This window comes from Rhodococcus sp. NyZ502 (genome assembly GCF_041464245.1).
In the GTDB taxonomy this organism is placed as follows: domain Bacteria; phylum Actinomycetota; class Actinomycetes; order Mycobacteriales; family Mycobacteriaceae; genus Rhodococcus_F; species Rhodococcus_F qingshengii.
The window spans coordinates 5,001,093-5,027,180 of record NZ_CP167155.1 but is presented as its reverse complement, the minus strand read 5'-3'; the positions used below and the strand labels follow the sequence as shown (position 1 = coordinate 5,027,180).

Annotated in this window: 23 protein-coding genes; 18 read left to right on the top strand and 5 right to left on the bottom strand. The window is 63.9% G+C overall.

What is annotated here, in order from left to right; all coding sequences use genetic code 11:
• Nucleotides 1–6: 6 nt before the first annotated feature.
• The 4 genes from ACBG85_RS23105 (at nucleotide 7) to ACBG85_RS23090 (ending at nucleotide 3,953) form a co-directional block, all read left to right on the top strand.
• Nucleotides 7–1,236: an acyl-CoA dehydrogenase family protein gene (locus tag ACBG85_RS23105; protein ID WP_007733810.1), complete on the top strand. Its 1,230-nt coding sequence runs from the start codon at nucleotides 7–9 to the stop codon at nucleotides 1,234–1,236.
• 126 nt (nucleotides 1,237–1,362) lie between these two features.
• Complete coding sequence (locus tag ACBG85_RS23100) at nucleotides 1,363–1,959, top strand: CatB-related O-acetyltransferase (protein ID WP_372027901.1); 597 nt, start codon at nucleotides 1,363–1,365, stop codon at nucleotides 1,957–1,959.
• Nucleotides 1,960–2,206: 247 nt separating this feature from the next.
• Complete coding sequence (locus ACBG85_RS23095) at nucleotides 2,207–2,560, top strand: VOC family protein (RefSeq protein ID WP_372025016.1); 354 nt, start codon at nucleotides 2,207–2,209, stop codon at nucleotides 2,558–2,560.
• Between the two features lie 73 nt (nucleotides 2,561–2,633).
• Nucleotides 2,634–3,953: a M18 family aminopeptidase gene (locus tag ACBG85_RS23090; RefSeq protein WP_228401288.1), complete on the top strand. Its 1,320-nt coding sequence runs from the start codon at nucleotides 2,634–2,636 to the stop codon at nucleotides 3,951–3,953.
• Nucleotides 3,954–3,978: 25 nt separating this feature from the next.
• Here ACBG85_RS23090 and ACBG85_RS23085 read toward each other — a convergent pair whose 3' ends face one another.
• The gene (locus ACBG85_RS23085; protein ID WP_204855427.1) at nucleotides 3,979–4,956 is read right to left on the bottom strand and encodes a Dyp-type peroxidase; all 978 of its coding nucleotides are present in this window, start codon (nucleotides 4,954–4,956) and stop codon (nucleotides 3,979–3,981) included.
• A gap of 250 nt (nucleotides 4,957–5,206) precedes the next feature.
• Here ACBG85_RS23085 and purL point away from each other — a divergent pair, with 250 nt between their 5' ends.
• The 9 genes from purL (at nucleotide 5,207) to purM (ending at nucleotide 15,510) form a co-directional block, all read left to right on the top strand.
• Complete coding sequence (gene purL, locus ACBG85_RS23080) at nucleotides 5,207–7,495, top strand: phosphoribosylformylglycinamidine synthase subunit PurL (protein ID WP_037125770.1); 2,289 nt, start codon at nucleotides 5,207–5,209, stop codon at nucleotides 7,493–7,495.
• Nucleotides 7,496–7,498: 3 nt separating this feature from the next.
• Nucleotides 7,499–9,283: an alpha/beta hydrolase gene (locus ACBG85_RS23075; RefSeq protein WP_372025012.1), complete on the top strand. Its 1,785-nt coding sequence runs from the start codon at nucleotides 7,499–7,501 to the stop codon at nucleotides 9,281–9,283.
• The gene (locus ACBG85_RS23070) at nucleotides 9,280–9,936 is read left to right on the top strand and encodes a CPBP family intramembrane glutamic endopeptidase (RefSeq protein ID WP_372025009.1); all 657 of its coding nucleotides are present in this window, start codon (nucleotides 9,280–9,282) and stop codon (nucleotides 9,934–9,936) included. The genes ACBG85_RS23075 and ACBG85_RS23070 overlap by 4 nt, the downstream gene beginning before the upstream one ends.
• Nucleotides 9,936–10,325: a sterol carrier family protein gene (locus ACBG85_RS23065; RefSeq protein WP_003939745.1), complete on the top strand. Its 390-nt coding sequence runs from the start codon at nucleotides 9,936–9,938 to the stop codon at nucleotides 10,323–10,325. The genes ACBG85_RS23070 and ACBG85_RS23065 overlap by 1 nt, the downstream gene beginning before the upstream one ends.
• 126 nt (nucleotides 10,326–10,451) lie before the next feature.
• The gene (gene purF, locus ACBG85_RS23060; protein WP_003940541.1) at nucleotides 10,452–12,029 is read left to right on the top strand and encodes an amidophosphoribosyltransferase; all 1,578 of its coding nucleotides are present in this window, start codon (nucleotides 10,452–10,454) and stop codon (nucleotides 12,027–12,029) included.
• A 144-nt stretch (nucleotides 12,030–12,173) separates the two neighbouring features.
• A complete protein-coding gene (locus tag ACBG85_RS23055; RefSeq protein ID WP_372027899.1) occupies nucleotides 12,174–12,782 on the top strand; it encodes an AIM24 family protein in 609 nt (202 codons plus the stop codon).
• Nucleotides 12,783–12,785: 3 nt separating this feature from the next.
• The gene (locus tag ACBG85_RS23050; protein ID WP_003939918.1) at nucleotides 12,786–13,463 is read left to right on the top strand and encodes an AIM24 family protein; all 678 of its coding nucleotides are present in this window, start codon (nucleotides 12,786–12,788) and stop codon (nucleotides 13,461–13,463) included.
• Between the two features lie 13 nt (nucleotides 13,464–13,476).
• Nucleotides 13,477–14,223 carry an AIM24 family protein gene (locus tag ACBG85_RS23045; RefSeq protein WP_003939813.1) on the top strand — a complete coding sequence of 249 codons (747 nt, stop codon included), beginning with the start codon at nucleotides 13,477–13,479 and terminating at the stop codon, nucleotides 14,221–14,223.
• Nucleotides 14,224–14,430: 207 nt separating this feature from the next.
• Complete coding sequence (gene purM / locus ACBG85_RS23040; RefSeq protein ID WP_003940225.1) at nucleotides 14,431–15,510, top strand: phosphoribosylformylglycinamidine cyclo-ligase; 1,080 nt, start codon at nucleotides 14,431–14,433, stop codon at nucleotides 15,508–15,510.
• A 150-nt stretch (nucleotides 15,511–15,660) separates the two neighbouring features.
• Here purM and ACBG85_RS23035 read toward each other — a convergent pair whose 3' ends face one another.
• From ACBG85_RS23035 to ACBG85_RS23020, 4 genes are all read right to left on the bottom strand, one after another.
• On the bottom strand, nucleotides 15,661–15,864 hold the full coding sequence (locus ACBG85_RS23035; RefSeq protein ID WP_003940337.1) for a DUF3073 domain-containing protein: 204 nt from the start codon (nucleotides 15,862–15,864) through the stop codon (nucleotides 15,661–15,663).
• 202 nt (nucleotides 15,865–16,066) lie between these two features.
• Nucleotides 16,067–17,020, bottom strand: coding sequence for an asparaginase (locus ACBG85_RS23030; RefSeq protein ID WP_003940365.1), 954 nt, complete (start codon nucleotides 17,018–17,020; stop codon nucleotides 16,067–16,069).
• Entirely contained in the window at nucleotides 17,017–17,685 is a 669-nt protein-coding gene (locus tag ACBG85_RS23025) for an MOSC domain-containing protein (protein ID WP_042451408.1), read from the bottom strand. Before ACBG85_RS23025 ends, ACBG85_RS23030 begins: the two co-directional genes overlap by 4 nt.
• On the bottom strand, nucleotides 17,682–18,803 hold the full coding sequence (locus ACBG85_RS23020) for a folate-binding protein YgfZ (RefSeq protein WP_007733828.1): 1,122 nt from the start codon (nucleotides 18,801–18,803) through the stop codon (nucleotides 17,682–17,684). Before ACBG85_RS23020 ends, ACBG85_RS23025 begins: the two co-directional genes overlap by 4 nt.
• Before the next feature lie 79 nt (nucleotides 18,804–18,882).
• Between ACBG85_RS23020 and ACBG85_RS23015 the strand changes: the two genes are divergently transcribed.
• From ACBG85_RS23015 to cydC, 5 genes are all read left to right on the top strand, one after another.
• The gene (locus ACBG85_RS23015; protein ID WP_007733829.1) at nucleotides 18,883–19,746 is read left to right on the top strand and encodes an aminodeoxychorismate lyase; all 864 of its coding nucleotides are present in this window, start codon (nucleotides 18,883–18,885) and stop codon (nucleotides 19,744–19,746) included.
• A gap of 154 nt (nucleotides 19,747–19,900) precedes the next feature.
• Nucleotides 19,901–21,400, top strand: coding sequence for a cytochrome ubiquinol oxidase subunit I (locus ACBG85_RS23010; RefSeq protein WP_003939875.1), 1,500 nt, complete (start codon nucleotides 19,901–19,903; stop codon nucleotides 21,398–21,400).
• A 9-nt stretch (nucleotides 21,401–21,409) separates the two neighbouring features.
• Entirely contained in the window at nucleotides 21,410–22,453 is a 1,044-nt protein-coding gene (cydB, locus tag ACBG85_RS23005) for a cytochrome d ubiquinol oxidase subunit II (protein WP_003939727.1), read from the top strand.
• A 58-nt stretch (nucleotides 22,454–22,511) separates the two neighbouring features.
• Nucleotides 22,512–24,200 carry a thiol reductant ABC exporter subunit CydD gene (cydD, locus tag ACBG85_RS23000; protein WP_372025000.1) on the top strand — a complete coding sequence of 563 codons (1,689 nt, stop codon included), beginning with the start codon at nucleotides 22,512–22,514 and terminating at the stop codon, nucleotides 24,198–24,200.
• Nucleotides 24,190–25,878, top strand: coding sequence for a thiol reductant ABC exporter subunit CydC (cydC, locus tag ACBG85_RS22995; RefSeq protein WP_054187702.1), 1,689 nt, complete (start codon nucleotides 24,190–24,192; stop codon nucleotides 25,876–25,878). Before cydD ends, cydC begins: the two co-directional genes overlap by 11 nt.
• Nucleotides 25,879–26,088 lie beyond the last annotated feature (210 nt).

The window sequence follows — 26,088 nt, the reverse complement described above, 5'->3', positions numbered from 1 at the left end:
AGGCACATGTACGAGTGGTCCGACACCGACCTGATGTTCCGCGACGCCTTGCGGGGCTTTATCGACAAAGAGGTGCGACCTCACGTCGACGAGCTCGAAAGCGGTGCGCTGCCGCCGTTCGACATCATTCGCAAGCTGTACTCGACCTTTGGTCTGGCCGACATGGCACGCGAGGGCCTCGAGAAGTCGCTGGCACGCGAGCGCGGCGATGCGCCCTCCGGTGACGGTGAGAAGTCGAGCGCCTTCAGCGGCGCCGGCAGCATGGGCGTCGTGCTCAACAGCGAATTGGCCGGAGTCAGCCTCGGCCTGGTCGCATCGTTGGGTGTCAGCCTCGGATTGGCCGCCGGAACTATCCGCAGCCGCGGCACACTCGCGCAGAAGGAACGCTGGCTCCCCGGCCTGGTGACATTCGAGACCGTCGGCGCCTGGGCGATCACCGAACCGGACTCCGGCTCGGATGCCTTCGGCGGCATGAAGTCCTACGTACGCCGCGACGGCGACGACTACATTCTCAACGGCAACAAGACCTTCATCACCAACGGTCCGTACGCCGACGTGATGATCGTGTACGCAAAGCTCGACGAGGGCGATGCGTCGGTTGATCGTCGCGATCGCAAGGTGCTCGCCTTCATCCTCGACAAGGGCATGGAGGGTCTCACCCAGAGCCCGCCGTTCAAGAAGATGGGCATGAACTCCTCACCCACAGGTGAGCTGTTCTTCGACAACGTCCGCATCACCAAGGACCGTCTGCTCGGCGAGACCGAGGACAGCGGAAAGTCGGACGGCAAATCCAGCGCCAAGGAGAGCTTCGCCGCCGAACGCATCGGCATCGCGTCCCTGTCTCTCGGCATCATCAACGAATGCCACCGTCTGAGTATCGAATACGCGAAGTCCCGCAAACTGTGGGGACGCGAGATCGGGCAGTTCCAGCTCATCCAGCTCAAGCTCGCCGAGATGGAGGTCGCTCGAATCAACGTGCAGAACATGGTCTTCAATGCGATCGAGCGCACCGCAGCCGGAGACAAAGTGAGCCTGGCGGAGGCGTCGGCGATGAAGCTGTACTCCTCGCGCGCAGCGACCGAGGTCGCGATGGAAGCCGTGCAGCTGTTCGGTGGAAACGGCTACATGGCCGAGTACCGAGTCGAGCAGTTGGCGCGTGATGCCAAGTCGCTCATGATCTATGCGGGCAGCAACGAAATTCAGGTCACCCATATCGCCAAGGGTCTCCTGGGCTGACACCGGTACGTTTTCGCTTGTCGGTCGATCGCAGCAGGAACCAGATAGTCTTGCTGCGGTCGGCGACACCGCGCCGACGGATCGGAGTAAGCAGTGAACGCGCCGGATCCCACAAATGTTCATCCGATGGCCGGGCAACCGCGAGTGGTGTTGCTGAAGCCGTTGATCGACAACCCGTTGATCGAGGTAGGGGAGTACACCTACTACGACGATCCGGAGTTCGCCGAAGAGTTCGAGACTCGAAACGTGTTGCATCACTACGGTCCCGACAAACTGGTGATTGGCAAGTTCTGCGCCCTGGCCACCGGTGTCACCTTCATCATGAACGGCGCGAACCATCGTATGAACGGTGTCTCCACCTACCCGTTTCCGATCATGGGCGGTGATTGGGCCAGGCACATGGATTTGGTGCAGGATCTGCCGTCACGCGGTGACACCGTCGTCGGGAACGACGTGTGGTTCGGCGGGAACGTGACAGTCATGCCCGGTGTCCGGATCGGTCACGGGGCGATCGTGTCCACTGGCGCCGTCGTAACGCGCGACGTCCCGGACTACGCAATTGTCGGCGGCAACCCGGCAACGGAGATCAAGCGCCGCTTCAGTGCCGAAGACATCAAGAAGTTGGTGCGAATTGCGTGGTGGGACTGGCCGATCGAGAAGATCACCCGCCACGTCCGGGTGATCTCGGACGGGAGTGTCGCGGAACTCGAAGCGGTCGAGTGATCTCCGCGCCCGCTAGTTCGTTCGTGTGAGCGAGTAGTTCCGGACATAAAGCAGGGCGGCCGCGAGAAGGCCGACGGCAAGACCTGTTGCGGTGAAGGTGATCAGGTTCGGCTCGAGGTCGAAGTGGATAACGGCGAAGAGTGGTTCTGCAACACGGTCGCGCAGCGTTGTGAGTCGTACTCGACGATCGTCTCATCTCAGCCCGAGATCGAGAGTCTTTGTCGGTGGCTTCCATTAGCGTGTGCGCATGACTCTCAAACTCGGCATGATCACCTTCGACAGTCTCGATCCCGGTCCGCTCGCAACGTGGTGGGCAGCGCAGTTGGGCGGAAACATCGTCGAGGAAAACGACGGTTGGTTCTACATCGTCTCGGTCCCTGACAGCGCCACCAACTTCGCATTCCAGAAGGTCCCGGACCCCACCGCCGGCAAGAATCGCATCCATCTCGATTTGGGGAGTCCGGATCTCGACGCCGAGGTGGCGCGGCTCGTCGAGGCCGGAGCAACTGAGCACCACCGCGAAAACATGGACGGTTTCCGCTGGGTGACGCTCCTCGATCCTGATGGGAATCAGTTCTGCGTGTCCGGTCCTCACGCCTGAGCTAACCGATTCTGTGCTCACCTGATTCGTGGCCACTGATATCCCGGACACCTGTTCGGGCATGATGAGAGGCATGACTTCTCAGACTTCTCGGGCGGCTCGGGCCGGGGCGGCTTCTCTGACCGGGGCCGACGCAGACGGCTTGTGCAGCTTCGTCGATTCGTCACCGTCGCCGTTCCATGTGTGCGCGACGGTGGCGACCGAGCTGACGGCCGGCGGGTTCGTCGAAGTCCACGAAACGCAGTCGTGGCCAGCCGAGCCCGGACGGTACTTCCTCGTGCGAGGCGGTTCGCTGATCGCCTGGAGCACCGAGGGCGTGGGAAACACCGCTCCGTTCCGGATTGTCGGAGGTCATACCGACAGCCCGAACCTGCGGGTCAAACAGCATCCCGACCTCACTTCGGCCGGGTGGCAGATGGTGGGCCTCGAACCGTATGGCGGTGCGTGGCTGAACTCCTGGCTCGACCGCGATCTCGGTATCTCCGGCCGATTGAGTGTCCGGGTGGGAAACACTGTGGAGCAGAAGCTGGTTCGCATCGACGACCCGATTCTTCGTGTTCCGCAGCTGGCTATCCACCTGTCCGAAGATCGCAAGGGTGTGACGCTGGATCCGCAGAGGCACGTCAACGGAATCTGGGGCGTGGGTTCGAAGCCCAAGTCGTTCATCGGCTTTGTCGCCGAGCGTGCGGGTGTAGCCGCGTCGTCGGTTCTCGGCTGGGAATTGATGACACACGACCTTGCGCCCAGCGCAGTCGTGGGGGTGGACAAGGAATTGGTCAGCGCCCCCAGGCTCGACAATCAGGGCACGTGTTATGCAGGGACACAAGCACTTTTGGCCGCGGCTGAGTCGCCCGGTCAGCAGGTCCCAGTGCTTGCTCTCTTCGATCATGAAGAGGTCGGCAGCATGTCCGATCGCGGAGCTTTCTCGGACCTGCTGAACACCGTGCTCGAGCGGATCGTGTTGGGACGCGGTGGTGGCCGCGAAGAATTCCTGCAGGCGATGGCCGGCTCGGTATGCGCGTCGGGCGACATGGCACACGCGACGCACCCCAATTACCCGGACCGCCACGAGCCCGCTCATCGGATCGAGATCAACGGTGGGCCGGTACTCAAGGTGAACCAGAACCTGCGCTACGCCACCGATGCGGCCGGTGCCGGCGAATTCGCGCTCGCGTGCGATCAGGCGGGAGTGCCGATGCAGCGCTACGTCCACCGCGCCGATTTGCCGTGCGGCTCCACCATCGGACCGATCACGGCATCACGCACCGGACTGTCCACCGTCGACGTCGGCGCGCCTCAGCTCGCGATGCACTCTGCCCGCGAGCTGATGGGCGCGGCAGATGTCCGCATGTATGCCGACGCGCTCGGTGCGTTCCTCACGCCGCGTAGTTAGAGGGTGGGTAGCTGGGAGCGGGCAGTCAAACGGCTGAGAGCCCAGCGGGTGCAGCAGGTAGATCCTCGAAGAAGTCGGCGCTCGGAGTGAAGAACATCGAGCCCGTCACGGCCGTCGAGAAATCGAGCAGACGGTCGTAATTGCCGCGAGGGTTGCCGAGAAACATGTTCTCGAGCATCCGTTCGGTGATCGCCGGCGTGCGGCAGTAGCCGATGAAAAAGGTGCCGATCTCGTCGTCGCCGAGGCGCCCGTACGGCATGTTGGCACGCAGGATCTCGAGAGCCTTGCCGTTCTCGTCCTTGATTGCGTTGAGGGCTACGTGCGAGTTGGCCGGCTTCACTTCGGACGTCATCTCGATGTCCTCGAGCTTGCTGCGTCCGATCACACGTTCCTGCTCGTCGACGGTGATTGCTTCCCAGTCCCGCATCTTGTGGACGTAGCGCTGGATATGGACGTAGCTTCCTCCGGTGAACGCAGGATCTTCGTCTCCGACAGTCACGGCGGCGACGGCGTCGCGGCCCACCGGATTTTCGGTGCCGTCGACGAAGCCGATGAGGTCTCGGTTCTCGAAGTACTGGAAGCCGTGAACCTCGTCGACCACCGTGGCTGCGCCGTGCAGTCGCTTCGTGATCTGCCGAGCCACCTCGAAACACGCATCCATGCTCATCGCGCGGATGTGGAAGAGCAGATCGCCGGGAGTCGACGGCGCCGAGTGAACGTCGCCCTGCAAAGCGGTGAACGGGTGCAGTAGCGCGGGGCGCGGACCGGCGAACAGTCGATCCCAAACCGACGAACCGATGCTTGTCACCACATCCAAACCTGATCCGGGGACGCGCAGCCCCACGGCGCGCTGTAGGCCGGCGACGTCGGCGAGTAGTTCTCGTGTGGTGTTCTCGCCACCCGGATTTACGGTCGCGACCAGGAAAATTGCAGCCGGAGTGAGGGGAGTGGTCACCGACTGGGACTGTGCCGTGAGGTCGGACTGACGAACATCCTGGGGCATGCGAGGCCTTTCGAGGGAGAGAGTGGGCCGGCCCTGACTTTAGGAAAACCGACCGGATCACCCAACCGGGGCGGGTGTGACCGGCGATACTTCGCAGGCCCGGAGGTGTTGCGGGTGCTGCCGTCTGCGGAAGTCGTCGGCCCACACCGATAGACTGTCCCCCGGCACGTTCTTTCGTTGGGCACATTCGTGGTGTCCCGCTCCGCGCCGGCTTGCCTCTTGACTCCCGTAGGGAAGGGACCACTCTCCAGTGTCTGCTCACCAGGTCGATACCGTCACGCACGCATCGGCTGATCCCGATGCCGCTCAGCCGTTCAAGGAGCTCGGTCTCAAGGACGACGAATACGCACGCATCAAGGAGATCCTGGGCCGCCGTCCCACGGACGCCGAACTGGCGATGTACTCGGTGATGTGGAGCGAGCACTGCTCGTACAAGTCCTCGAAGGTCCACCTCGGATACTTCGGCAAGACCACCACCGACGAGATGCGCGCCAACATGCTGGCCGGTATCGGTGAGAACGCCGGCGTCGTCGACATCGGTGACGGCTGGGCAGTCACGTTCAAGGTCGAGAGCCACAACCACCCGTCGTACGTCGAGCCCTACCAGGGTGCGGCGACCGGTGTCGGCGGCATTGTCCGCGACATCATGGCCATGGGTGCTCGTCCGATCGCCGTCATGGATCAGCTTCGGTTCGGTGCTGCTGACGCCCCCGATACCCGTCGCGTCGTCGACGGTGTCGTGCGTGGTGTCGGTGGATACGGAAACTCCCTCGGCCTGCCGAACATCGGCGGCGAGACGGTGTTCGACGAGTCCTATGCAGGTAACCCGCTGGTCAACGCCCTCGCTGCCGGCGTCATGCGCGTCGAGGATCTGCATCTGGCCTTCGCTTCGGGCGCGGGCAACAAGATCATCCTGTTCGGCGCACGCACCGGTCTCGACGGAATCGGCGGCGTCTCGGTCCTCGCGTCGGCGACGTTCGACGACGAGGGTGGAGACACCGGCGGACGTAAGAAGCTGCCCGCGGTTCAGGTCGGCGACCCGTTCACCGAGAAGGTGCTCATCGAGTGCTGTCTCGACCTCTACAAGGCCGGCCTCGTCGTCGGCATCCAGGACCTCGGCGGCGCCGGGCTGTCCTGCGCCACCTCCGAGCTGGCCGCGGCCGGCGACGGCGGCATGCACATCAACCTCGAGAAGGTTCCGATGCGCGCCACCGGAATGACCCCGGCCGAGGTGCTCTCGAGCGAATCGCAGGAGCGCATGTGCGCCGTGGTCACGCCCGAGAACGTCGATGCGTTCATGGAGGTCTGCAAGAAGTGGGACGTCCTGGCCACCGACATCGGCGAGGTCACCGACGGTGAGCACCTCACCATCTCCTGGCACGGCGAGACCGTCGTCGACGTTCCCCCGCGCACCGTCGCGCACGAGGGTCCGGTTTACCACCGCCCCGTCGAGCGTCCGGCAACGCAGGATGCCTTGATCGCGAATACGACCGCCGGACTGAAGCGTCCCGAAACCGACGCCGAGCTCGAAGCGACCCTGCTGAAGATGATCGCCTCGCCTGCCCTGTGCAGCCGCAAGTGGATCACCGAGCAGTACGACCGCTACGTCCGCGGAAACACCGTCCTGGCCGAGAACGCCGACGGCGGTGTCATCCGCATCGACGAGAAGACCGGACGCGGGATCGCACTGTCCACCGACGCTTCGGGCCGCTACACCGCGCTCGACCCGTACACCGGTGCGCAGCTCGCGTTGGCCGAGGCTTTCCGCAACGTGGCAGTCACGGGCGCAACGCCCAAGGCCGTCTCCAACTGCCTGAACTTCGGTTCTCCCGAGGACCCGGGTGTCATGTGGCAGTTCCAGCAGGCCGTTCGCGGCCTTGCCGACGGCTGCGCCACCCTCGGCATCCCCGTCACCGGCGGCAACGTCAGCTTCTACAACCAGACCGGATCCACGGCAATCCTGCCGACGCCGGTGGTTGCCGTCCTCGGTGTGATCGACGACGTTCACCGCCGCATCCCGACGGGCCTCGGACTCGAGCCGGGCGAGACGCTGATCCTGCTCGGCGACACCCGCGACGAGTTCGACGGCTCCATCTGGTCGCAGGTCGAGCACGGTCACCTCGGTGGCGTGCCGCCGAAGGTCGACCTCGCCCGTGAGCAACTGCTCGCCGACATTTTGCTCGCCTCTTCGCGTGACGGTCTCGTCACCGCGGCCCACGACCTCTCCGAGGGTGGACTGGCCCAGGCTGTCGTCGAAGCCGCGCTGGCCGGCGAAACCGGTTGCCGCATCCTGATTCCCGAGGGCGCCGATCCGTTCGTGACCCTGTTCTCGGAATCGTCGGGACGCGTCCTCGTTGCAGTTCCGCGTACCGAGGAGACTCGCTTCACCGGTATGTGCACCGCCCGCGGCTTGCCGTGGACGCGTATCGGGGTCGTCGACGAGGGCAGCGACTCCGTCGAGGTCCAGGGACACTTCTCCGTCACGATGGCCAAGCTCCGTGAGGCCTTCGAGGGAACGCTGCCCGCACTGTTCGGGTGATAGATGGTCGATTCCGGAGAACTGACTTCTTCTGACAGCCAGCCGCAGGAACACCACCCGCGGCTGGCTGTTCCCGCACCCCTCGAGAAGCTCGACAACCGCTTCACCGAGTGGGCGTGGGGGCTCCTCAAACTCGACTTCACCGGCATCGCGTTTGCCGCGTTCTTCTTCTGCTGGTCGTTGACCCCTTCGCTGTTGCCGCGCGATTGGCTTTTCCAAGGTCTGATCGGCGGTATCAACTCGGCCATCGGCTACGGCGTCGGTACTGCGATCGGTTGGGCTGTCGAGCGATACCTGCTCAGCGGTCGACGGTGGTGGCCACTGCCCGAGCCGGTGCCTTCCGCGATCAAGGTCTTCGTTCCGGTCGCGTCCATCGTCGCGGCGATCATCATGCTGGTCTACGCGGCCGGGTGGCAACGTGAAATCGCGGCACTGACCGATGCCGAAGGCACGACCACTTCCGGCTACATCCGAACCCTCGGACTGAGCCTGCTCGTCGGTGGCCTGCTCATCTCGATCTGGCGGGTCCTCCACGATCTGGTGAAACTGATTGCCCGACAGCTGATGCGGCGGTTCCACTGGTCACGGTCGGTGGCCAATGGCGTCGGTGTCCTGGTTGTCACCGTCCTGTTCTTCATGCTGGTCGACGGCGTCCTGGTCCGCGGAATCTATGCAGCGACCAACTCGATCTTCAGTCTGCAGAACTCGACCACTCGCGACGGCGTCGTCGAACCGCAGGATCCGATGAAATCGGGTAGCCCCGAATCAGCCGCTCCCTGGGACACATTGGGGTTCGAGGGACGAAACTTCGTCTCGCGCGGACTCGACGCGCAGGAACTCGAAGCGGCAACCGGTAAGCCTGCGATGGATCCGATTCGCGTATATGCCGGACTTGAAAGCGCCGAAGATCCCGAAGAGCGTATGGATCTGGTCATCAAGGAGCTGGAGAGGACCGGCGCATTCCAGCGCAAGGTTCTCGTGGTCATTCCGACGACGGGTACGGGGTGGGTCAATCCCACTGCGGCGCAGGCAATCGAACTTGTGCACGACGGCGACACTGCTCTTGTCGCCAGCCAGTACTCGTACCTACCGAGTTGGATCTCATTCCTCGCCGACCAGGAGAAGGCGCAAGCTGCCGGACGCCTGTTGATCGAGCGGGTGCACGAAAGATGGCTCCAGGAACCGGAAGCCACCAGGCCGAAGTTCATGGTCTACGGCGAGAGCCTCGGCGTCATGGCCGGCGCCGGAGCCTTCGACACACTGCAGGCGGCGCGCGATACCGCCGACGGAATTCTGTGGGTGGGACCGCCGAACGCGACGCAGTTGTGGCGTTCGATCGAGAAGAGGCGCGATCCTGGTACCCCCGAAGTAGCGCCCGTATACGCGGACGGCCTGGCCGGCGTGCGGTTCGCGGATCGCTCCGAAGACATTCCGACCGACGGGATGACGTGGCCGGAGCCGCGAGTTCTGTTTGTCCAGCACCCTTCCGATCCGGTGGTGTGGTGGTCGCCCGACCTCATGTTCAATCGTCCCGAGTGGCTCAAGGAAGTACCGGGATTCGACCGCTCACCGTCGATGAAATGGTTCCCGGTCGTGACGTTCTGGCAGGTGTCGGCCGACCTCGGCAACGCCGCGGGAGTTCCGGACGGCCATGGTCACAATTACGGAACCTCCGTTCTGGACGCCTGGATCAGCGTTGCCCAGCCCGAGGGATGGACGGCCGCAGAAACCGAGCGGGTGCGATCGGCTTTGGTTGTCGCCGTGAAATCCGAGGGCCCGGAAAAGTGAGGGGAGCAGCCTCGATCGCGCTCTCCGCCGCCGCGATCACCTGGAGCAACGTCGTGCTTCCGGCATTCGGTCTTTCGCCTCGTGCCCGCGCCGTGGTCAACACCGCGGCTGGTCTGTCGGCTATCGGCGTCCTACTCGCACGTGGTTACACCCGCGAGGAACTCGGCTTGGCGCACACCGGCATTCGTGGTGGCACCCGGTTCGGCGGAGCCGCGGCCGGCGCAGTGCTTACGGGTTACAGCGTCGCTTTAGCCGTTCCCTCGTTGCGCGCGACTCTCGCTGCCGACGAGCGAGCAGACGGGCGCGAAGACTTCCTCGAATGGATCATCCTGCACATCCCGTTCGGCACAGTGCTCTCCGAGGAACTGTTGTTCCGCAGCGCGATGTCGGCCGTCTGGAGCCGCGAACTGAACAGGCCGACCGCGCAGGCTGTTCACGCACTGACCTTCGGGCTGTGGCACGTCGCCCCCGCCCGCGGCGCCGGCGACAACGTTCCCGCAGCCGTGGCGTTCACCGGCGCTTCGGCATTGCTGTTCGAGTGGCTGCACCGCCGTGGCGGCAGCGTACTTGCCCCCGCCCTGCTGCACCTGGCCACGAATGCCGGTGGCGCACTTGCGGTTCGTATCGCTACTCGCAGACATGGGGTGAACTGATGCCGCCCCGCCGCGCCGTCGACCCCGCCGAATTCCGTGCCGCAGTCCTGGCTGTCGGCCCGTGGCTTCGCGATCCGGAACTTCCGAAGCCTTCTCGCGCTGAACTCGGCGCCGCAGTGAAGATGAGTGCTCGCACTCTCGAACAGATCGCCCCCGGATCGAGCGTCGAGGTGCGGGTGCCGCCGTTTGTCGCCGTGCAATGCATCGAAGGTCCACGTCATACGCGCGGAACCCCGCCCAACGTCGTCGAGACGGACGCTCGCACGTGGTTGCAGATGGTCACCGGACTGCTCGAGTTCTCCGAGGCCGCAGGGGACGGACGAGTCGACGCTTCAGGTAGCCGCGCCCCCGAAATTGCGCACTGGCTCCCACTGCTCCGGTTGGCGTAGTGACAGAGACCATCCGGTTCGCTTCGGCGTGATCTGAGACCCAAGGCAGCCCTCAGGGGAAGTGAGTCCCAAAATGGCCGTAGACTGTGGATGCCCCCCAACCCCTGCCCACAAAGGGAGCGCCCGGTGACTCGTGCCGATCTGTCGGTCAACAGTCCAAATCTCCTCGCTTCGAACCCGTCCGACGAGGACGAGAACGAGCCCCGCGAAGAATGCGGTGTATTCGGCGTCTGGGCGCCGGGAGAGGATGTGGCGAAGCTCACTTATTACGGCCTGTACGCACTTCAGCACCGTGGTCAAGAAGCTGCCGGCATTGCGGTAGCCGACGGCTCCCAGGTGCTGGTGTTCAAGGATCTCGGCCTGGTCAGCCAGGTATTCGACGAGCAGACCCTCGCAGCGATGCCAGGTCACGTCGCCGTCGGACATTGCCGTTACTCCACCACCGGTTCCACGACGTGGGAGAACGCGCAGCCCATCTTCCGTACGACCACTGCCGGTACCGGCATCGCGCTCGGCCACAACGGCAACCTGGTCAACACCGCTGAACTCGCGAGCCGCACCCGTGCAGCCGGCCTGGTCAACGACAAGCGCCCCAATGCCGCGACTTCCGACTCCGACCTCATCGGTGGTCTCCTGGCACACGCTGCCGGCGACAGCACCATCGAACAGGCCGCAATGGAATTGCTTCCCACGTTGGAGGGCGCGTTCTGCCTCACCTTCATGGACGAGCACACGCTGTACGCAGCGCGCGATCCGCACGGCATCCGCCCGCTCTGCCTCGGTCGACTCGACCGCGGTTGGGTAGTCGCCAGCGAGACGGCAGCCCTCGACATCGTCGGTGCGTCGTTCGTTCGCGACATCGAACCCGGTGAGCTGCTTGCGATCGACGCCGACGGCGTTCGCTCCTCACGTTTCGCGAATCCGACGCCCAAGGGCTGTGTCTTCGAGTACGTCTACCTTGCCCGTCCCGACAGCGTCATCGGTGGCCGTTCGGTCCACTCGACCCGCGTCGAGATCGGCCGTCTGCTCGCCAGCGAGCATCCCGCCGAAGGTGACCTGGTCATCCCCGTTCCCGAGTCCGGCACCCCCGCAGCAGTCGGGTACGCACAGGGCTCAGGCATTCCTTACGGCCAGGGTTTGATGAAGAACGCCTACGTGGGCCGTACGTTCATCCAGCCGTCGCAGACGATCCGTCAGCTCGGTATCAGGCTCAAGCTCAACCCGCTCAAGGAAGTCATCCGCGGCAAGCGCCTTGTGGTGGTGGACGATTCGATCGTCCGCGGTAACACCCAGCGTGCGCTCATCCGGATGCTCCGCGAAGCCGGCGCCCTTGAAATTCACGTCCGTATCGCCTCGCCGCCGGTCAAGTGGCCCTGCTTCTACGGCATCGACTTCGCCTCACCGGCCGAATTGATTGCCAACGGCGCGGGCGGACAGGATGCGACGTTCGAGGAGATGCTCGACGGTGTGCGTCGTTCCATCGGAGCGGACACCCTCGGATACATCTCCACCGAGGGCATGATCGCCGCCACCGAGCAGCCGGCCAGCCGTCTGTGCGCCGCGTGCTTCGACGGGACCTACCCGATCGCGCTTCCCAAGGAAACGTCGATCGGCAAGAACGTCCTCGAGGGGATGCTCGAGAGCACCGCAGGTTCGACGGCCACTCGCGACAACGACAATGCGAGCGCGCTCAGCCGCCCCTGAACATCAGAATCGTTGAAATTCGACAGCCGAGAATCTGCCGTCCGCAGCATGTGGGCGGCAGATTTTCTGTTCACGACTTTCTGTTCCACGACACGGCATACGTCGTGAGCATCTGGCATAGTGCCCTCCGTGGCGCAACTGAGAATGGATGGGCACCGGGTCCTGGTCGCAGACCTGGTGGGGGACACCATTAAAGCGATCAACGGCTCGATGGTGGCGTACGAGGGTGCGATTACCTTCAAGAACGCCGGAATGGGCGGTGGCGGTGGGTTACGTGCCGCGCTGAAACAGAAGGCGGCAGGTGAATCACTGTCCCTGATGGAAGTCAGCGGACAAGGCACCGTCTACTTCGCGGTCGACGCCCAGGACATCACGATCATCGAGCTCAACAACGACGCTTTGCACGTCGAAGCCTCACAATTGCTCACACTGGTCGGACAGCTGCGAACCGATGTGAAATTTGCCGGCCTCCGCGGCGCAGGTTCCGGACAGGGCTTGTTCACGACGGTCGTCAGCGGCACCGGTCTGGTGGCGGTGCTGTCGAAGGGCGGACCGATCATCGCGCTCGAAGTCAGCCCGCAGTATCCGCTGGTTGCCGATCCCGACGCCTTCGTCGCTCACCGCGGTCAGCTGAACCAGAGCTTCGTCACCGACGTCACCTGGCGCTCCGCGATCGGCGGTGGCAGCGGTGAAGCGTTCTCGCTGCGATTCGACGGATCCGGTGTCGTTTACATCCAGCCTGAGGAGCGCTGACCCATGCCGTTGGAATTGGTGAACAGCAAGGTCGTCAAGTCGACCCTCGCACCGGGACAGAACGTGCTCGCCCGCACCGGGTCGATGCTCTACTACACCGGCGACGTCCGCTTCATCCCGCACAGCATGGGCGGTGGGCCCGGCGCCATGCCGAACATGGGCGGGATCGCCGGGATGGCCGGCCGCATGATGTCCGGCGAACACGCACGCATGATGGCGGCCGAGGGAAACGGTGAGGTCTTCTACGGGCACGCCGGCTTGTACGTCGAGGTCATCCACCTCGACGGGTCGTCAATGCTCACCGTCGAAGCCGACCGACTCCTCGCACACGACGGTTACCTCCAGAGTTCGATAGTCGCTCTCACGTCGCAGGGCGGTGTGCGCGGAGCCGTACGTGGCGCCATGACCGGTCAAGGCCTGTTCACGACGCAGTTGCACGGACAGGGAAGCGTCGCGGTTCTCTCGCACGGGGGCGCGATTCCGTTGCAGGTCGGTCCGAACAATCCTCAGGTCGTCGTCGACCCGCAGGCATACGTGTGCCACATCGGTCAGATCAACGTCGACATCTCCGCGAACGTCGGTTGGCGCGAGGCCGTCGGCAAGGGCTCGGGGGAGTCCATCCAGCTGAAGATGACCGGCGCCGGCACCGTCTGGGTCCAGGCGTCCGAGCAGAAGTTCTGAGAGGGCACAGAGCATGGGTATCGAAATTCACAATCCGGCAACTCTGCCCGCCAACGACAACGTCCCGGGCAATGATTACGCCTTCTGCGTCGAGATGGCCGGGCAGCCGTGGTTCACGTCCAAGGGCGCGATGATCGCGTACTACGGAAACATCAACTTCGAGCCGCTCGGGCGCACGAGCATGACGGCGATCGTCGCGGCCAGGTTCTCTTCACCGCTCTACGCGGACGACTGGGTGCTCGCTCAGGGACAGGGCAAGTTGATCCTCGGGGACCGCGGATTCAACATCAATTCCTATGACCTCGACGACGGCAACCTCACGATTCGCGCGGCCAATCTCCTCGCCTTCGAGACGAGCCTGGACCTCAAACAGTCCATCGTCCCAGGCTTTTTGACGCTACTGGGGACAGGCAAGTTCCTGGCGTCGTCCAATGGCCCGGTCATGTTCGCGGAGCCGCCGCTGCGCATCGACCCGCAGGCGTTGGTGGGTTGGGCCGACTGCCCGTCGCCGTCCCACCACTTCGACGCCGACTGGATGCAGAGTTTCCTGGGCGCGGTTCGCGGAAGCATGTTCGGCGCGAACACCGGTGAAGAACGCCAGTTCGATTTCACCGGAGCCGGGACGGTACTGATCCAGTCGAGCGAGAAGGTCGTCCACGACGGACACCTCCTCAAACACATCGAATCCGAGACGGTCGCACTCGGGCAGAACAGTCTGCGCGCACTGCACGCCTCGATCGGTGCGCGGCTGCAGAACTGACGTCTCGGGGTACGCGAGGTCTCACCGAGGGGGCCGGTCCGGTAGCGTATGGGCGTAATCGTCGGTATTTGTGTGCGCGCTCTGGGTCTCGAGTCGAACGATCCATCTCGCGTCACGAGGATTGCAAACACTTCACATTGCAAGACCACTTACCTGTGCACGAGCAATACGTGCTCGCGAGAAATACAAGGCTGGAGTAGTAACCCGATGACCGAGGACAGTCACCGCACCGCAGGCGCCTCCTACGCGGCAGCAGGAGTCGATATCGCCGCAGGCGACCGGGCGGTGGAACTCTTCGCCCCTCTGGCCAAGAAGGCCAGCCGCCCCGAGGTCATGGGTGGCCTCGGTGGTTTCGCCGGCTTGTTCTCCCTCAAGGGTGACTACAAGGAGCCGTTGCTCGCCGCATCGACCGACGGCGTCGGAACCAAGCTCGCTGTCGCGCAGGCGATGGACAAGCACGACACGGTCGGACTCGACCTCGTCGCCATGGTTGTCGACGACCTCGTCGTCTGTGGCGCCGAGCCGCTGTTCCTCCAGGACTACATCGCCGTCGGCCGGGTCATCCCCGAGCGCGTCGCGGAATTGGTCAGCGGAATCGCCGAGGGCTGCATCCAGGCCGGCTGCGCTCTCCTCGGCGGCGAGACCGCCGAGCACCCCGGCATCATGGCCGACGGTGACTACGACCTTTCCGCCACCGGTGTCGGCGTCGTGGAGGCAGAGAAGCTGCTCGGACCGGATCGCGTTCGCCCCGGCGACGTCGTCATCGCGATGGGTTCTTCGGGACTGCACTCCAACGGTTACTCACTGGCCCGCAAGGTCCTGCTCGAGATCGACCGCATGAACCTGAGCGCACACGTCGACGAGTTCGGCCGCACGCTCGGTGAGGAGCTGCTCGAGCCCACCAAGATCTACGCCAAGGACTGCCTGGCACTCGCTGCCGAGACCGACGTGCGCACGTTCTGCCACGTCACCGGTGGCGGCCTCGCCAACAACCTCGCGCGCGTCATGCCCAAGGGCTTGGTCGCCGAACTCGATCGCGGAACCTGGAGCCCCGCTCCGGTCTTCGCCATGATCGCGCAGCGCGGACGCGTCGAGCGCGCCGAGATGGAGCAGACGTTCAACATGGGCGTCGGCATGGTCGCCGTCGTCGCACCCGAGGACGTCGACCGCGCACTTGCCGTCCTCACCGCACGCCACATCGACTGCTGGACGCTCGGTAGCGTCAAGAAGGCGTCGGACGCCGCTGCAGAGCGTGCGTTCCTGGCCGGAGACCACCCGCGCTTCTAGACCGCAACGTCAGCTGCCCCGTCGGAGAGATCCGGTGGGGCAGTTTTGTGTGTCCGTACAAGTAGGCGCGAGGCGGAAAATGGAACGCAAAAATGAGGAAGAGCGATCAGCTCTTCCTCATTTCACAGTCTGCGCGGTGGCAGTGCGCGGTCAACGCCGCCAGTCGTCGTAGTCGTCCTCTCGCGCATGCCCTTCCCTATCGGAAGTCTGGTCCGATCGGACACTGCTCCGATGCGAGTTGGTCGATCCACCTGCGAGCTCTCTTTGCAGGCTGTCGAAATCCGTGGTCGGTACGCTGTATTTCAATTCGCGTGCAACCTTGGTCTGCTTTGCCTTAGCCCGGCCGCGGCCCATGGCTGACCCCCTCGCGCTTTCGCGGGGCGGCCTGGGGAATTTGGCGGCCCCGTTTGAGTGTGTAAGTTTCCTGACACACACTCTAGCGTGGAAAAGTCGCTTCCGCTTCCACGAAGGCCTCACCGCCGTGTCTGATTGCTCTCACTATGGCCGCGAGCTGCCAGGATGCTGAAAGAACTCGTCAGAACTTTGTGAGAACTGCTCAGAAGTTTCCGGGAATTGCGCGAATCGTCCCCACTCGGGCGTCGCCGCCGAAGACCGGAGCGGATGCGAGAGCCGCCAACTCCTCGGTCCACTCGGTGTTCATCCGCTTGAGCAGAGCTGCCGCCAAGGGCAGGAGTGCCCGCTCGTGACCGTCGTCGATCTTGAGGGCGAAAGCGGAACCGTCGGGAAGCGCTCCGGCGTAGATGCCGTCGTATCCGGTCTTGGAGAACAGACCCGGCACGGCGGACATCAGGCGCTGATCGTTGCGGCCGGTGCCCGAGACGAGGAAGGGGTTCTCGCGGACCGCGTCGGCCACAGCTCGTTCGGGTGAGTCGGGCTCAGCCGAGGGCAGGCGTCCGAATGCCCGAGCCAGGTTCGTGAGCGAGAGCGGCACGATCGGGAGACCACAACCGTCGATGCCGAGTTCCTGCTCTTCCTCGCCGCTGAGATCGAAGATCGTCTCCTGGATCGCGAGTTGGAGGGGATGAGTCGGCTCCATGTACGTCTCGAGCGGCCAGTCGTTCACGACGCACGTGGCGAGCATCGCGGAGTGCTTGCCCGAGCAGGTCATGTAGATCGGGCTGGGAAGCTCGCCCGCTGCGATCAGTTCGGCTCGGGCCAGTTCGTTGCCCGGCAGATCGGAGGGGCACTGCAACTGGTCGACACCGAGTTGGTAGCGAGCGAGAAGCGCTGCGACCAGTTCGATGTGATCGGCCTCGCCCGCATGTGAGGACGACGCGACGGCCAGCTCTTCCGGGCTGGTGGGTGCAAAGCCGTTACGAAGCGCAGCGACGGCTTGCAGCGGCTTGTTCGCCGAGCGCGGGTAGATGGGTGTGTGAATTTCCCCGAGTCCGACAACGACCTCGCCGTCGGCGCCGAGAATGACGGCCGATCCGCGATGCACGCATTCGCGGAATCCGGAGCGGACCACTTCCACCAATTCGATACTCACGAGTGCACCTGCGCTTCTGCTTGTTCGATGAACCTCTGGACGCGCGCGGTGACGTTCGGTGCAAGGTCGGTGTGTTCTGCGAGCAGCCGTCGAAGCCGCTCAGGGTCCGTTCCGGCGAAGACCTCTCGAACAGTCACTCCGTGATCCGGTACGTGGACTCGGGTGACCGAATCGCCCGCGGCGATCGTGCCGGTCCGGTTGACGCGAAGGTAGGCGCCGACGTCGGTCCGCTCGGTGAATCTTTTGACCCAGCCCTTTTCCGCGGCCCAGATGCCGAAGGTGCCGCACGGGACGCGGGGAGCAGTCACCTCGAGTTCGAGAACGTCCGACGCCTCGGCTCCGGTGATGTGCCAACGCTCGCCGATCACGGCGTCCGTGACGAGCATCCCGCTGATGTGAAGATTCTCGCCGAACCATCCGGGGCCGAGAGGTCGGCCCAATTCGTCCGACCAGCGCTGCGCTTCGTCGCGCTGATACGCGTAGACAGCTTGGAAGGCGCCGCCGTGGAACTCGGTGTCGCAGACGTAGTCGCCACCCAGACCGAGTCGTCCTACCGCGACGCGGCCGTCGACGGGACGCTTGTCGATCGCGGTACGGGGGACTCGCCTGACGCCACTGTCACGTTCGGTGTGGACGACGCAGACCGCGTCGACCATGCCCGTCACTTTCCGCGCAATCGGTTGACAGCCTCACGTCCGGCCTGGGGTGCGTCGTCCGCCACGATCGAATCCGGATCGATGGACGCAGCGCTGGGGCCGGCCATCAGTTCGGTGTCGACCGGGATGTTGCGCTTGATCAGAGCGAGTGCGATGGGGCCGAGCTCGTGATGATTGACGACGGTCCCGACGCGTCCGACGGCCCGTCCGCCCGCCGTGATCGGGTCACCCGGTTCCGGGACGGCTTCGGCGCTGCCGTCGAGGTGCAACATGACGAGATGGCGCGGGGGCTTGCCGAGATTGTGAACTCGGGCGACGGTTTCCTGACCGCGGTAGCACCCCTTGTCGAGGTGGACGGCGCCGTGCTCGGCCGGCCCACCGATCCAGTGGACCTCGTGCGGGATGGTCCGTTCGTCGGTGTCCAGTCCGAGGCGAGGCCTCGTCGCTTCGACGCGCAGTGCCTCGAAGGCCCAACTGCCGGCGGGCTTGGCGCCGGCATCGGTCAGCCTGGTCCACCACGCTGCCAGTTGCTCACGTGGGACGAGAAGGTCGAAAGAGTTCTCGGTAGGCCACGGCATGCGGCGGACAAATCCGCCGTCGGCCAAGGCGTGAGCGTCGTAGGCCTCGGTGGGTGTCTGAACCTCGAGTGCGGCGAGGACAGTTGACGCTTCGGGTCCGATCAGGCTCAGGACCGCGAGTTCGTTGCCGTCTCGAGGTTCGGCCTTGGACCAGAACACCATCTTCTTCAAGAAGGAGAGAAGGTCGGGTCCGCGGTTCGCCTCGGTGTCGATCCAGGTGACACCTGCCAGGTCCGTCTGCACGAAGTGGTGCTCGACGCGTCCGTTGACGTCCAGGCTCAAGTTCTCGGCACTCTTGCCGTCGGGGAGTGCGGCGATGTGCTGGCTCGAAATCGTGTGCAGCCACGTGAGGCGTTCGTCGCCGGGAATGGCGATCACGAATCTGTGACTGCGGTCGACCACCACTGCTGCGCGCTGCGCGGTTCGCTGTTCGCCGAGGGGATCGCCGTAGTGCCACGCGACACCGATGTCGGCCGAACCGTCCGGTGCGGTGACCGCGCCGGGGGAAGTCAGAAGTGGGCTGTTGGGCACAAGAGCGTTGTCGACCACGAGACCAGTCTAGGAGTGTGGGCGGGATCGCGGTTACAGGGCGGCCCCGGCGGCTCGGCGGATCGTTAGGGTTGATGGCATGCCTGATCGCGTATTGGTGACTCTCGACCATGAGGTGCTCGATGCTGACGCACCGTTTCTGCACGCCGACGACCTGGCGGTGGTGCGCGGCGACGGAGTCTTCGAGACGCTGTTGGTACGCGACGGCCGCGCCCGGGTGGTCGAGGGACACCTGAGTCGACTGGTTCTGAGCGCGCGGGCACTCGGTCTGCCCGCTCCGGTTCTCGATGATTGGCGTCTGGCGATCGAGATGGCTGCCGAGGAATGGGGGACCGAGAAGGAAGGCGCCCTTCGTCTCGTTCTGACCCGCGGCCGTGAGAGCGGTGACAAGCCGACAGCCTTCGTGATGGTCGGCCCGGTGGCTGATCGGGTCAGGCAGGTCCGTGAATCGGGGCTGTCGGTGATGACTCTCGAGCGAGGTTTCTCTGTCGATCTCTCCGCCCGGGCACCCTGGCAACTACTGGGCGCGAAGACGTTGTCGTACGCAACCAACATGGCAGCGCTTCGATATGCGGCGAATTTGGGTGCTGACGATGTGATCTTCGTCAGTTCCGAGGGCAATGTGTTGGAGGGACCACGCTCGACGGTGGTGATCGTTCGGGACAGGACTTTGATCACACCTCCTCCTGCACAGGGCATTTTGATGGGTACGACGCAGCGTGCCCTGTTCGACGTTGCCGGCAGCGCTCGCTTCGATTGCCGGTACGAAACCCTCCGACCTGCGGATTTGATTGCGGCCGACGGAGTGTGGATGGTTTCGAGCGTCACGCTGGCCGCACGCGTCCATACACTCGACGGGCTCACATTGCCAGAGCCGAAGGTCTCCGGGGAATTCGCGGAATTGGTTGAACGTGCAATTGATTCGGATTCAGCAGGGCGATAGGCGAATAGGAATCGCGACAGGTCTCTACTACATTTGGTAGTAGCAAAGTCCTGCGGTCCAAACCGGACAGCAGTACCGTGTCCGCAGGGGCCGAGCGACTGCCCGCGTCTCGAACCCCGAAGCCTGTCCCAGGGCCCTACTCTCGGAGTAGCCAATGGATACTTTGGACGTCTCCAGGTGGCAGTTCGGTATCACTACCGTCTACCACTTCATCCTTGTTCCGCTGACCATCGGACTTGCACCGATGATCGCGATCATGCAGACGATGTGGGTGGTCACCAAAAAGGACCACTGGTATCGGCTCACCAAGTTCTTCGGCAAGCTTTTCCTCATCAACTTCGCACTCGGTGTAGCCACCGGCATCGTGCAGGAGTTCCAGTTCGGCATGAACTGGAGCGAGTACTCGCGATTCGTCGGTGACGTCTTCGGAGCTCCGCTCGCATTGGAAGGCCTTGTCGCCTTCTTCATGGAGTCCGTCTTCATCGGACTCTGGATCTTCGGTTGGGGCAGGCTGCCCAAACTTGTACACCTGGCGTGCATTTGGCTCGTGGCGATCGGCGTCAACGCGTCGGCGTTCTTCATCATCGCGGCCAACTCGTTCATGCAGCATCCGGTCGGTGCGACGTACAACCCTGAAACGGGTCGTGCCGAGCTCACCAGTATCTGGGAGCTGTTGACCAACAACACCGCTCTTGCTGCCTTCCCGCACGCGGTTGCCGGCGCCTTCCTGACGGCGGCGACGTTTGTTGCCGGCATCAGTGGTTGGTGGATGGTGCGGAACATGCGCCGCGCCAAGCAGGCTGAGGCCGCCGAAGCCGAACGCCTCGAGTCCGACGCGCGCACGATGTACCGTCCGGCAACACGATTCGCGTTGCTCGTCATGATCGTGGCCGGAATCGGAATCATCTACACCGGTGACGTCCAAGGCAAGCTCATGTTCCAGCAGCAACCCATGAAGATGGCGTCGGCGGAATCGCTGTGCGACACCGAGATGGATCCGGACTTCTCGATCCTCACTATCGGCACTCACAACAACTGTGACAGCGTGACGCACGTTCTGAAGGTGCCGTTCGTTCTGCCATGGTTGGCCGAGGGCAAGTTCACCGGCGTCGAACTGCAAGGCGTCAATCAACTGCAGGAGCAGGCGGAGCAGGACTTCGGGCCGGGTAACTACCGACCGAATCTCTTTGTCACGTACTGGTCTTTCCGCGCCATGATCGGCCTCGCCGCCGGTTCGGCAGCACTGGCTCTCGCGGGGCTGTGGGTCACACGTAAGGGGCGAGTCCCGGACCAGAAGTGGTTCGGAATCCTCAGCCTCGTCGCGATTCCCACTCCGTTCATGGCGAACAGTGCCGGTTGGATTTTCACCGAGATGGGCCGTCAGCCCTGGGTGGTGCATCCCAATCCGACCGGCGTCGACATGATCAGACTCACTGTCGACCAAGGTGTTTCGGACCACGCGTCGGCTACCGTCTGGGCTTCGCTGATCACCTTCACCCTGCTGTACGGAGCGCTGGGAGTCGTCTGGTTCAAGCTGATCGTGCGGTACGCGAAGGAAGGCCCGTTGGAGCACGACATGCATCCACCAGGCGATGCAGATCATGACGAGCCGGAAGATCCGGACAAGCCCAAACAACTGTCGTTCGCGTACTAGGAGGCGATCATGGGACTTCAAGAAGTATGGTTCGTGCTCGTCGCAGTACTGTTCATCGGGTACTTCGTCCTCGAAGGGTTCGACTTCGGTGTCGGGATGCTCATGCCGATCGTCGGCAGAGGCAGTGACCTCCCGGCCGATACGCGTCGACGGGTGGCGCTCAACACGATCGGCCCGGTGTGGGACGGCAACGAAGTGTGGCTGATCACCGCCGGTGGCGCGATGTTCGCGGCATTCCCGGAGTGGTACGCGACGTTGTTCTCCGGGTTCTATCTACCGCTGCTGATCATCCTGGTGGCCTTGATCGTTCGTATCTGTGCCATCGAATGGCGAAGCAAGATCGACGACGACAAATGGCGTCAGCGTTGCGACTGGGGCATCATCTTCGGCTCCTGGGTCCCGGCAGTTCTCTGGGGCGTGGCTTTCGCGAACATCGTTCGGGGCGTGGCGATCAACGCCGACAAGCAGGTCGAGTCGGGATTCTTCGATCTGCTCAATCCGTACGCGCTGCTCGGCGGTCTGACCACCGCGCTGGTGTTCGCTCTCCACGGCGCAGTGTTCCTGGCACTCAAGAGTGCCGACGAGGTTCGTGAAGACGCCGTGAAAATTGCCGCACGACTGGCAATTCCGGCTATTCCGGTCGCCGGCGGATTCGTCCTCTGGACGCAACTCGCCTACGGCAAGGGATGGACGTGGATTCTGGTAGCCGCCGCTGCTGCGGCACTGATCGGCGTCGTCTTCCTGACGCGGGCCGAGCGCGAAGGCTGGGCTTTCGTTCTCACCTGTGTGGCCGTCATCGCCACTGTCGTGCTGCTGTTCGCCTCGCTGTTCCCGAACGTCATGCCGTCGACGCTTGATCCGGCGTACAGCCTGACCATCGAGAACGCGTCGTCGAGTCCGTACACGCTCAAGGTGATGACGTGGGCCGCGGCATTCATGACACCGGTGGTGATCATCTACCAGGGCTGGACGTACTGGGTGTTCCGACAGCGCATCTCCTCCAAGCAGATTCCGGCGTCGATCGGTCTCCGATTCAAGGAGAAGACTTGGTAGTCACGAACCCTGAATCACGACACATTCGAAACACGAAAGAACTGACGGTCGAATTCACGTGACAATCGAAGTAGGCGACGCTCCCACCACTCGGGAGCGTCGCCGGGGGCCGATCGACCCGCGGCTGTGGCGACATTCCGCTTCTGCGCGCGGCTACCTGATCCTGACTGTTGCTCTGTCGATGGTGAACGTCGTGATGGTCATCGTCGCGGCGCTCATGATCGGCCGGGTGCTGGCCGGAGTGATCACCACTCGAACTGTGGATGTTTCCTCGTGGACAACCGAATTGGTTGTTCTCGCCGCAGCTGTGGCGGTCCGAGTTCTGGGGACCTGGCTGCAGACCAGGTATGCGCACCGGGCGTCGACTCGCGTCGTTGCCGAGATCAAGAACGGCGTGCTGACGTCGGCGACGGCGATGAGTCCTCGCGATCTGGATCCGCGGCGTGACGAGATCGCGACCGTGGTCACCCGAGGTGTCGACGGCCTTGGTCCGTACCTGACGGGATACCTTCCGGCCCTGGTCTTGTCGGTGACGCTGACACCCATCACCCTGATAGTCATTGCGGTGCAGGACATGACGTCTGCGGTCATCATCTTCGTGACGCTGCCGCTGATCCCCATCTTCATGATTCTGATCGGCCTGCTGACAAAGGGTAAGTCGGAGAAGACGCTGGCAGCGATGACCACGTTGTCTTCGCAACTGCTCGATCTCCTTGCCGGTTTGCCGACGCTGCGGGCGCTCGGTCGTCAGCAAGGTCCTGCCGAGCGCGTCCGTGAACTCGGTGACGCTCATCGGCGAACGACGATGTCAGCTCTCCGCGTCGCGTTCCTGTCCTCGATGGTGCTGGAACTGCTCGCAACGCTCTGCGTCGCGTTGGTGGCCGTGAGTATCGGCTTGCGACTGGTGTACGGCGACATGTCACTCGAGCCGGGGATAGTCGCGTTGATCCTCGCCCCCGAGGTGTACCTGCCACTTCGGATGGTGGGAACCCAGTTCCACGCCGCCGAGGACGGAATGGCGGCAGCCGACAAGGCATTCGAGGTTATCGAGGCGGATTCTGCCGCACCGGAGGGTGGTAGCACGACGGTGGTCGCTCGCGGTGCCGACATCGTCTTCGACGGACTCGGCGTGACCTCTCGTGGCGGAGTCGCACCGTCTCGACTTTCCGCCGTGGCGTCCCCAGGGGCGATCACCGTGCTCACCGGTCCCAACGGCTGCGGCAAGTCGACGGCAGTGCACGCGCTGCTCGGGTTGATCGAACCGAGCAGTGGGCGCGTGACGGTCGCCGGCGTCGATGTCCGAGACCTGGACGAGCACGCGTGGTGGAGTCAGTTGGCCTGGCTTCCCCAGCATCCGGTCCTCCTACCCGGCACCGTTCGTGAAAATCTCGATCTCACCGGGGTCGTCGATGCGCAAGCATTGGCTCGCGCCGCTGCTGCGACGGGATTCGACGCGGTACTGGCCGAGCTGCCTGCGGGCGTCGAGACCGTGATCGGCGTCGGCGGTACAGGTCTGTCTTTGGGGCAGCGGCAACGGCTGGCACTGACACGCGTGCTTGCCTCGGACCGCGCAGTTCTTGTCCTGGACGAACCCACCGCTCACCTCGACGCGGATTCGGAAGGGACAGTGTTGGCTTCTCTGAGAGCACGGGCGGAGCGTGGCGACACCGTTGTCGTGATCGGCCACCGTCCGAGTGTGCTTGCCGCAGCTGACCGGATCGTCGAGGTGCGCGCTCATGAGAAGTGACGCTCACGATCCGCTTCTGCGTGCTCTGCGGCTACTGGAACTTCGGCCACGACGCGTACTGACGGCGGTAGCGGCGGGTGTGGCAACACTCGGTAGCGCACTCGCCTTGGCCGCGCTGTCCGCATGGTTGATCACGCGTGCTTGGGAGATGCCCCCCGTTCTCGATCTCAGTGTTGCGGTAGTTGCCGTACGCGCATTGGGAATCTCACGTGGTGTCTTCCGCTATCTCGAACGATTGACGACGCACGACGTCGCGTTGCGCGGAACCACCGCGGCGCGATCGAGGATCTACCAGCAGTTGGCCGCAGGAGATCCCGCGGCAGCAGCCGGACTACGACGCGGTGACCTGCTCTCACGTACGGGCGCCGACGTGGATGCACTGGGCGACGTCGTCGTCAAAGCACTGATCCCGATTGCGGTCTCGATTGTCCTCGCGTTTGCTGCGGTGGGAATCCTGTTGTTCATCTCGGTTCCGGCCGCGCTCATCCTGGCTGTTGCGCTGGCGGTGTCCGGGATCGCGGCACCCTGGCTTTCGGCTCGTGCTGCTCGTCTCGCCGAGGCCGACAGTTCTGCTGCCGCAGCGCGATTCAGTGAGTCCGCGGTGACCGCCCTCGACCATTCCGCCGAGCTCCGGGTATCGGGTCGCTTGGATCAGGCGGTGAGCGAGGCTGTGTCCGCCGAGAACGAGGTGGTCGATGCAACCGATCGCGCGGCGGTACCGAGTGCCTTTGCCGCCGCGGCGACGCCCCTGGCAATCGGCGTGAGCGTCCTCGGTGCCCTGTTGATCGGAATTACGCTGTACGGAACCACCGACATGTCACCGATGTCCATGGGAATCCTTGTACTGCTTCCGCTGTCGGCTTTCGAGGGAACCGCGATACTGCCCAGCGCGGCAGTTGCGTTGACCAAGGCGCGGCTGGCGTCGGCACGCATCATGGCGGTACTCGATCGAGCCGACGCCGAACACGTTGAAGGAAATCGTGCGTGGCCGGAGGACGGGGTCCTGAGTGTGCACGCGTTGCGGGCGGGTTGGCCCGGGGGAAAGGTGACCGAACCGCTGTCGGTGGATCTTCCTCGCGGTGCTCGTGTTGCCGTCGTCGGCGAGAGCGGATCCGGAAAGACCACCGCGCTGATGACGATGGCGGGACTGCTGCCGCCTATCGCGGGAACAGTGCGCGTTGGCGGAGTGGATGTTTCGGAAGTCGATCCGGCCGAACTGCGCAGGCACGTCGGGTACTTCGCCGAAGACGCACACCTCTTCGAGACGTCGGTCCTCGAGAACCTGCGCGTCGCGCGGGGTGACCTCACCGCCGAGGACGCGGAGAAGGCACTTGCCGCAGTCGGTCTCGGCGACTGGCTGTCGGAACTGCCGGACGGGCTCGACACCTACCTGGTCGGCGGCATGCGAGCGGTTTCGGGCGGTGAGCGTCGTCGGTTGCTGTTGGCGCGCGCGATCGTCTCGCCTGCGGAGGTGCTGCTGCTCGACGAGCCGACCGAGCACATGGACGCGGAGGCCGGCGATCAGTTGCTCCGCGAGTTGCTCAGTCGCGACGCAACGCTGGTCGATTCTTCGCGAACCGTTGTTGTCGTCACCCACCAACTTCCGGACGGCGCAGCAGCTGACCAGGTGATATGCGTCGGAAAAGTTTCTGTGGAAAATACGTTGCCGTCATCGTGAAGTGGGCGTACTTTCTCCTGTACACAAGGAAGGAGGTGGTCTGAAATTGAAGTACAGACGGACGCGTGAGGTGGCTGCCAGCTAGCCGCAATCGCTGATGGAATTCACTTACCGCGTGAGCGGCCGGCGAATCCCAGGCAGCCACCCGACCCCCGAGCCCCCGATCAGTCCGACCGGGATCCGCGCGAAAGCGTGGGTGTGGCTCGGGGG

Excerpts from the sequence above, each read along its gene's own strand:
- ACBG85_RS23105 (WP_007733810.1), top strand. The coding sequence starts at position 7 with ATGTACGAGTGGTCCGACACCGACCTGATGTTCCGCGACGCCTTGCGG.
- ACBG85_RS23100 (WP_372027901.1), top strand. The coding sequence starts at position 1,363 with ATGGCCGGGCAACCGCGAGTGGTGTTGCTGAAGCCGTTGATCGACAAC.
- ACBG85_RS23095 (WP_372025016.1), top strand. The coding sequence starts at position 2,207 with ATGACTCTCAAACTCGGCATGATCACCTTCGACAGTCTCGATCCCGGT.
- ACBG85_RS23090 (WP_228401288.1), top strand. The coding sequence starts at position 2,634 with ATGACTTCTCAGACTTCTCGGGCGGCTCGGGCCGGGGCGGCTTCTCTG.
- ACBG85_RS23085 (WP_204855427.1), bottom strand. The coding sequence starts at position 4,956 with ATGCCCCAGGATGTTCGTCAGTCCGACCTCACGGCACAGTCCCAGTCG.
- ACBG85_RS23075 (WP_372025012.1), top strand. The coding sequence starts at position 7,499 with ATGGTCGATTCCGGAGAACTGACTTCTTCTGACAGCCAGCCGCAGGAA.
- ACBG85_RS23065 (WP_003939745.1), top strand. The coding sequence starts at position 9,936 with ATGCCGCCCCGCCGCGCCGTCGACCCCGCCGAATTCCGTGCCGCAGTC.
- ACBG85_RS23055 (WP_372027899.1), top strand. The coding sequence starts at position 12,174 with ATGGATGGGCACCGGGTCCTGGTCGCAGACCTGGTGGGGGACACCATT.
- ACBG85_RS23050 (WP_003939918.1), top strand. The coding sequence starts at position 12,786 with ATGCCGTTGGAATTGGTGAACAGCAAGGTCGTCAAGTCGACCCTCGCA.
- ACBG85_RS23045 (WP_003939813.1), top strand. The coding sequence starts at position 13,477 with ATGGGTATCGAAATTCACAATCCGGCAACTCTGCCCGCCAACGACAAC.
- purM (WP_003940225.1), top strand. The coding sequence starts at position 14,431 with ATGACCGAGGACAGTCACCGCACCGCAGGCGCCTCCTACGCGGCAGCA.
- ACBG85_RS23035 (WP_003940337.1), bottom strand. The coding sequence starts at position 15,864 with ATGGGCCGCGGCCGGGCTAAGGCAAAGCAGACCAAGGTTGCACGCGAA.
- ACBG85_RS23015 (WP_007733829.1), top strand. The coding sequence starts at position 18,883 with ATGCCTGATCGCGTATTGGTGACTCTCGACCATGAGGTGCTCGATGCT.
- ACBG85_RS23010 (WP_003939875.1), top strand. The coding sequence starts at position 19,901 with ATGGATACTTTGGACGTCTCCAGGTGGCAGTTCGGTATCACTACCGTC.
- cydB (WP_003939727.1), top strand. The coding sequence starts at position 21,410 with ATGGGACTTCAAGAAGTATGGTTCGTGCTCGTCGCAGTACTGTTCATC.
- cydC (WP_054187702.1), top strand. The coding sequence starts at position 24,190 with ATGAGAAGTGACGCTCACGATCCGCTTCTGCGTGCTCTGCGGCTACTG.